The sequence below is a fragment of the Hallella faecis genome, assembly GCF_018789675.1.
In the GTDB taxonomy this organism is placed as follows: Bacteria; Bacteroidota; Bacteroidia; order Bacteroidales; family Bacteroidaceae; genus Prevotella; species Prevotella faecis.
This window is the reverse complement of record NZ_JAHKBE010000037.1, coordinates 23,031-29,676: the sequence shown is the minus strand read 5'-3', so window position 1 is coordinate 29,676 and position 6,646 is coordinate 23,031. Positions and strand designations below refer to the sequence as shown.

At 54.8% G+C, this 6,646-nt stretch carries 5 protein-coding genes; 2 read left to right on the top strand and 3 right to left on the bottom strand.

Going from position 1 to position 6,646, the window contains the following annotated elements; all coding sequences use genetic code 11:
• Positions 1-524 precede the first annotated feature (524 nt).
• The gene (locus KM934_RS09070) at positions 525-2,099 is read left to right on the top strand and encodes a helix-turn-helix transcriptional regulator (RefSeq protein WP_215760304.1); all 1,575 of its coding nucleotides are present in this window, start codon (positions 525-527) and stop codon (positions 2,097-2,099) included.
• A 188-nt stretch (positions 2,100-2,287) separates the two neighbouring features.
• Positions 2,288-4,825 carry a glycoside hydrolase family 31 protein gene (locus KM934_RS09065; protein ID WP_215760303.1) on the top strand — a complete coding sequence of 846 codons (2,538 nt, stop codon included), beginning with the start codon at positions 2,288-2,290 and terminating at the stop codon, positions 4,823-4,825.
• Between the two features lie 312 nt (positions 4,826-5,137).
• Here the strand turns inward: KM934_RS09065 and KM934_RS09060 are convergent, their stop codons facing one another.
• From KM934_RS09060 to KM934_RS09050, 3 genes are all read right to left on the bottom strand, one after another.
• Entirely contained in the window at positions 5,138-5,569 is a 432-nt protein-coding gene (locus KM934_RS09060) for a D-Ala-D-Ala carboxypeptidase family metallohydrolase (protein ID WP_215760302.1), read from the bottom strand.
• 113 nt (positions 5,570-5,682) lie between these two features.
• Positions 5,683-6,015, bottom strand: a complete 333-nt coding sequence (locus tag KM934_RS09055) for a hypothetical protein (RefSeq protein WP_215760301.1) — start codon at positions 6,013-6,015, stop codon at positions 5,683-5,685.
• Positions 6,016-6,072: 57 nt separating this feature from the next.
• Entirely contained in the window at positions 6,073-6,537 is a 465-nt protein-coding gene (locus tag KM934_RS09050) for a hypothetical protein (RefSeq protein ID WP_215760300.1), read from the bottom strand.
• Between the last annotated feature and the right edge of the window lie 109 nt (positions 6,538-6,646).

Genomic DNA, 6,646 nt, shown 5'->3' with positions numbered 1-6,646 from the left:
ACCTTCCATTTCATGGCACGTTTTCTCGCCATGGCAGAGCTTAAGCAAGCTTAGCGCTGCTCACCTGGCTTAACGAAAACCTTCCATTTCATGGCACGTTTTCTCGCCATGGCAGAGCTTAAGCAAGCTTAGCTCTGCTCATCTGGCTTAACGAAAACGTTCCGTTTTAGTGGAGGTGGGCTACAGGCTCTATTTTCGTGTATCGATCGAGCCATCGCCGCAGGCGGTGGGCACCTTACGAATTGCGCGCTGGCCATTCGCACCCATGCTATAACCTTCCACATCCGAAGGAGCCCATGCGGCACCCAAGCTTTTACCATAATTGTCGCCAACATTGGGACTTTTTGCGTGATTATTTGTTTGTGCGACAATAATTCATTATCTTTGTTGCTGATAACGCGTCGCTATAACCATGCTGAATGGCGCATCAAAGCCCTCTATGAAATATGTGTATTCACGAAAGAGATCATCGCACAACATTGCTGCGGGGGCGCTTCAGCGCTTACAACCGCCACTGAACCGCTATGAATAAGGTTTTTTTGTTTATCGTTCTTTTCTGCCTATTGGGCCAGCCGTTTTCCTGTTTCGCACAGAAAGTAGGGAAGAACGACTACTTCTATGTGCTCAATACGCGACAGGGACTGTCTGACAATTGCATTCTCCAGATGATGCAGTTGGCAGACGGCCAGTTGGCGGTGAGAACCCGCAAGGGCGTCAATCTCTACGACGGCAGACGGTTCGTGCTCATCCCTCTCCCCTCAGAAAAGGAGGAAAGCATTGCTGCGTACAAGGGGCAGACGCATCTTTACGCCGACAACAGGAACCGCCTCTGGGTGAAGGATTACCAAAAGATATTCTGCGTTCAGCTTACTGAAAGGCGACTCTTGGAGCATCCTCTTGATTCCCTGTTGCACGAAACGGGGAAAATCCGAAACGGCTTGAAAGGGCGCGACATCCAGGACCTGTTTGTTGACAGCAGAAAGCAGGTCTGGGTACTGATGGGCAACACGCTGCTCAATACGCAGGACGGGTGCCTCATCTCTTTGAGGAAAGAATGGGGCAGTCTGCAAGATTTGGATACCGACGGCCAGCAGGTCTATGCTTTTATGGATTCGGGAATCGTAGCGACATTCCTGAAAGGCAAGTTGGCTTATACCGCCTCTGCTTATCCAGCGCTCAACGCCCAGCGCTACCGCAACACCTCGCTCACCGTTAAGACACCCGACGGACAGTTTTACCAGATCAGAACCGGACGTGACGAAAGGAGCAAGACCGACGCCTCCATCTTCCTGCATTTTGACCCGGAAAGCCGGAAGTATACCAGAATATTTGCATGCAATTACCTCCTGCACACATTGAACATGTCGTCGGGCAATCAGGCTTTGATCAGCAGCCAGCATGGCTATCTGATGTTCGATTTCAAGGTGGGCACCACTCCTCGGGAGGTAAAGGAGTTGACCTTGCCCGATGGGAAATCGGTTGCCACGGGCATCAATACGGTTTATCGGGATCGGGAGGGAGCCATCTGGCTTGGCACCTACCACGATGGCCTCATCTATGTTTCGCCCATGCTGGGCCTCTTCTTTACGATCGACCAGCCTTGGTGGCAAACAGGATGGGCGATAGCCGGCTTTGTTGTTTTCCTGGTGGTTTTGGTGGGAGGCGCGCTTCTTTACCACCTTCGGAGAAGAGATAGAAATGTAATAATAAATAACCCTTCGGCCAACGCTGATCCGTCCTTGGCAGATAGCGGCCAGCTGCCGAAAACAGCCAAGGAGGCCCTTGGTGAGCCCAAACTGATCCTACAGGTTCGTTCGTTGGTGGAGCAGCATCTGGAGGATGGCGAGTATGGCGTGGAACAATTGGCCCACGATCTCTGCATGGAGCGGACGGGACTTTACAAAAAGCTGACGGCGCTGACCGACACCACCCCTGTGGCATTTATCCGCAGCGTCCGCCTTCGTCGCGCGGCGGCCTTGCTGCAGGAAGGCACGCTCACCGTGAACGAGATTGCGGAGCGCACGGGCTTCAGCTCGCCCAGCTATTTCACCAAATGCTTTAAGAAGGAATTTGGCGTGTTACCATCCGAATACATGTAAACCCCAAATCGAGCCCGAATGGCCCTAAAAAGGCCTCTTTTAGGTATGATTCAACAAATGTACCACTCAAATCATCATTTGTTTTATCCCTTTTCCAGCAATTAGCATCACCTTTGCAACCGACAAACATAGCTTATGTTTTTTCGAACAGGAACAATTACAAACCCTATAACACAAAAACCAAAAGTATGCTAAAGCGTTTATCCCTCATGGCCCTCTTGGGCATTGCAACTGTTGGCGTTCCCTGCCAACTCGCCGCCAAAAGCGTAAAGGTGGCAAGCCTTCGCCAGGGCGTCTCTGCCAAGGTGGTGACCCGCCAGGTTGCCCAGCAGAACGTAACCATTGAGTTCTATTCTCCCTCCATCGTCCGTATCGTGAAATGTGACGCCAACCAAGGTGCCTCCGTTCAGAAGAAGAGCTATTCGGTTGTGTTGAAGCCTCGGCAGACAAAGGACATACAAATAGAGGAAAACGGCGAAATTGTAAACATTAAGTCGAGCCTTTTCTCTGTTGAGCTGAACCAGCAGACCGGCGAAATACGCTTCCTTTCGAAGGATGGGAAACTGCTGCTTACCGACACCAAGACCCGCCTGGAAGCACGCAAGGATGAAGCCAACAAGGGCAAGTACCGCATTGAGCAGGTGTTCCGCCTGGCCGACGACGAGGCCATCTATGGCCTGGGGCAGCTGCGTGACGTTCACATGAACCAGCGTGGCCGACATAACATTGAGCTTTGGAACCACAACACCTATATAGCCATACCCTATTTCACCAGCGAGAAGGGCTATGGACTTTACTGGGACAATGCGGGAAAGACCTACTTCAACGATGTCGTTGCGTCGAAGGGCCATGGCGGCCAGCCGTCGCGCACATCCTTCACCAGTGAGGTGGGAACCTGCGCCGACTACTATTTCATGTATAAGGATGGCACGCAGGATGGCGTCATCGCCAGCATCCGCGAACTGACCGGCCAGGCTACCATGTTCCCCAAATGGGCAATGGGCTTCTGGCAATGCCGGGAGCGCTATAAGACCAGCGATGAACTGGCGGGCGTGTTGGACAAGTATCGCGAGCTGAAGATTCCCACCGATGCTATCGTGCAAGACTGGCAGTATTGGGGCTGCGACTCCAACTGGAACGCGATGAAATTCCAGAATCCCTACTACATCAATAAGGTGGGCGACCCTGCCTTTGCCAAGTATCTTCCTACAGACATGAAGCAGATGAAGGCGCAGGGTGAACCCCGCCTGAAGAGTCCGGAGGAAATGGTGAAATATGTTCATAAGAACAATGCCCACCTGATGATTTCCATCTGGGCAAATTTCGGCCCCTGGACGGAGCAGTATCGTGAGCTGAAGAAGATGAACGCCCTCCTTCCTTTCGAAACGTGGCCCCAAAATAGTGGCGTGATGCCATACGATGTGTTCAACCCGAAGGCCCGCGACCTCTATTGGAAATATCTCACCCATCTCTACCAAATGGGCTTCGATGCCTGGTGGACCGACTCTTCGGAGCCCGACCATTTTGAGAAGCCCGGCGACGAGAACTACCAGACCTTCGATGGTTCATGGCTGGGCGTGAAGAACGCCTTCCCCTTGCTGCACAACAAGAGCATCTACGAGCACCAGAGAGCGATGAAGGGCAACGAGAAGCGTTCGCTCCAGATGACCCGAAGCGCCACCTTCGGCATTCAGCATTATGGCACCATCTGCTGGAGCGGCGATGTGTCGGCCTCCTGGAACGAGATGAAGAACCAGATTCCATCGGGCTTGAACTTCTCGCTCTGCGGCATCCCGTTCTGGAACACCGACCTGGGTGGGTTCTTCTACTGGGACTTTGAGCAGAACGCCAAGAACCCAGCCCTTCAGGAACTGCAGACCCGCTGGATGCAGTGGGGAACGTTCATGCCAATGATGCGCAACCACTGCTCGTCGCCTATGGTGAGCGAACTGTATGCGTTTGGAAAGCAGGGCGACTGGGCGTACGACGCCATGATCAAGACCATCAAGCTGCGCTATCGCCTGCTGCCCTACATCTACAGCACGGCAGGCGACTGTGTGCAGAACAGCGGAAGCATGATGCGCGCCCTGGTGATGGATTATGCCGCCGATAAGAAGGCCTCTCGCCTGAACGACGAGTATCTCTTCGGCCGCAACATACTGGTGAAGCCGGTGACCGACCCCTTATACACCTGGAAGGACAAGGACAAGAAGGGCCACACCATCTATCCTGATGTAAGGAAGGCGGCCGCGCCCGTGAATGTTTACTTGCCTAAGGGCAACAAGTGGTATGATTTCTGGAGCAACGCCCTGTATGAGGGTGGGCAGGACATCCAGCGCCTTTGCCCCATCGACATCATGCCTGTATTCATCAAGGCTGGCACCATCCTGCCGTTCGGCCCCGAGGTGCAGTATAGTTCGGAGAAGCCTTGGGACGAGTTGGAGATCCGTGTCTATCCTGGCGCCGACGGAACGTTTACGCTCTATGAGGACGAGGGCGACAACTACAACTACGAGAAGGGCAAGTTCTCTGAAATAAAGTTTGCCTGGAACGAAGCGGGCAGAACCCTGACCATCGCCCCTCGCAAGGGCAGCTATAAGGGAATGCTCCAGCGTCGACAATTCCACATCGTGCTGGTGGGTGCCAACAGTGGCGCTGGCGATCAGCCTATGCAGGCAACCAAGAGTGTGGAATATGATGGAAAAGCTGTGGAGATACAGTTGTGAGATCCACTATTTTAGCCCTAATAGGTCATTAGATCTCAATGCTTGTTAGTGCTTGTTTCGAGCATCTTTGTTAGTGTTTGTTTCGAGCATCTTGCTTCCTTTCGCGCCCAAAGTCATAGCCCGCTATGGCTTTGGGCGCGAACGTTTCTCCCACGGATCGCAGATAGCACAGATACCATGCGGGGTGCTTTTATCAAAAAACACGAGACCCCAGTGGCCGTAGGCAGGATGAAACAGGATGGGCAGGATGGGCGGTGGGCGCAATGCGCTTCCGGGTCCACCTGCCCATCGGTCGGTTAGGCTGTCGGTGGGTTAGAGCACGCTGTGGCGGTTCTTGCGGCGGCGGGTGTAGCTCACGTGGATCCAGCGGGGCACGGGGGCGTCGATGGGTTCCCAGATGAGCTGGTCGAAGTCGAGGCGGTCGCGAATGAAGCGGTAGAGCGCCATAGCGCGCTCGGGCGTCCCCACCACGATGTCGGCGGCCTCACCCTTGGTGTGCTGCGAGGCGGGAGCAGCGCCGGGTATGAGGCGGTTGACGGCCGGCGACCGGAAGCCGCTGCTGATCACGATGGGTCCGAAGCGGTGGCGCAGGGGCTCGAGCACGTTCTGGCAGAGCGCCTCCAGGGCGGCCGTCTGCGCGGCGTTGGGACAGTTGGGCAGGTCGTGGTCGGCGGCCACGCCCGAGCGTGTAAACTCGTAGAGCTTGAAGTGAGGTGTGAGTTGTGTTCTTTCGGTTTGTGTCATGATAGTAAATGTGTTGTGTGTGTGTTGATGTTGTTGTGAATGATTCTTGCGCGTAAGGGTTGCCGCTTCCGCCGGGCGTCGTTGCCAGGCGTTGCGGCACATTGCGAGCGGCCTCATAGGTAGGATCGTAGCACGGTGCGGTGGTCGTTGAGCCGATTGTTGATCTTCCAAATCACGTTGTAGATGCTGCGCGGCAAGGCCAGTCCCACGGCGCTGAAGGCCCTCTTGGCCAGCCAAATCTGCGTGGCGGGGCGGCCATACGGGTCGGTTAGCTCGTAGGTGCCCCATGCCAGGTAGATCATCTCCACGAGGTCGGTCTTGGTGCGCTTCCACTCCACCGAGGCGGGTGGTTGGGCCACAAGGTGCCGCACATCGGCCACGAGAAGGGCCAAAGCCTTTTGGCGACGCTCCATGCGTTGCCGCTGTTGTTCAAATTCGGTGTTCATGCTGTCATTGTTTTTGTTAATGCCTGATGTTGAGAGTAATGGTAAGTTGCGATGCGTTTAGAACACGCCACGGTAGCTTCTGAAGGGAGGAAAACTGATGGGTTTCTGCCACTGTATGAAGACGCTGGGGTCCACGCCGCCCTCATACCACAGCCGGGCGAAATACTCCACCACGGGCGGTCGTCCCGTCATGCGGCTCTGCCGCGCCACGCTGTAGATGTTGCTTGGCATGCGCCTATGCAAGTTCTGGCAGAGCAGCGTAGCGATGCGGTGCATGGTCATGGGCCGGTGCGTTTCGTGGTCGATGATGCGTCGCATCTTCGAGAGGGTCCACGCCACCTCCATGAGTTGGTTGGTGGTGTCGCCCCAGATGGGAAACTCGCGGTCGGCGGCGTCGAGGTCGATCACGGCGCTGAAGAGTTGCAATAGGCGATCCTCCATGTTGACCTGCAGTTCATAGGTCATCTTAAACGGCGGTCGCTCTTGGTTGTTTTGTTCCGTACATGGGTTGTTGTTTGCCATGATAATTGTGATGAGTTTAGGGTTAATGATGTTTGTACTGTTGTCGGGTTTCACGCGTGTTTTTCCGTATCGTTGTCGGCGAGGCGGGTGGTGGGTGGTGGGGCCGCGC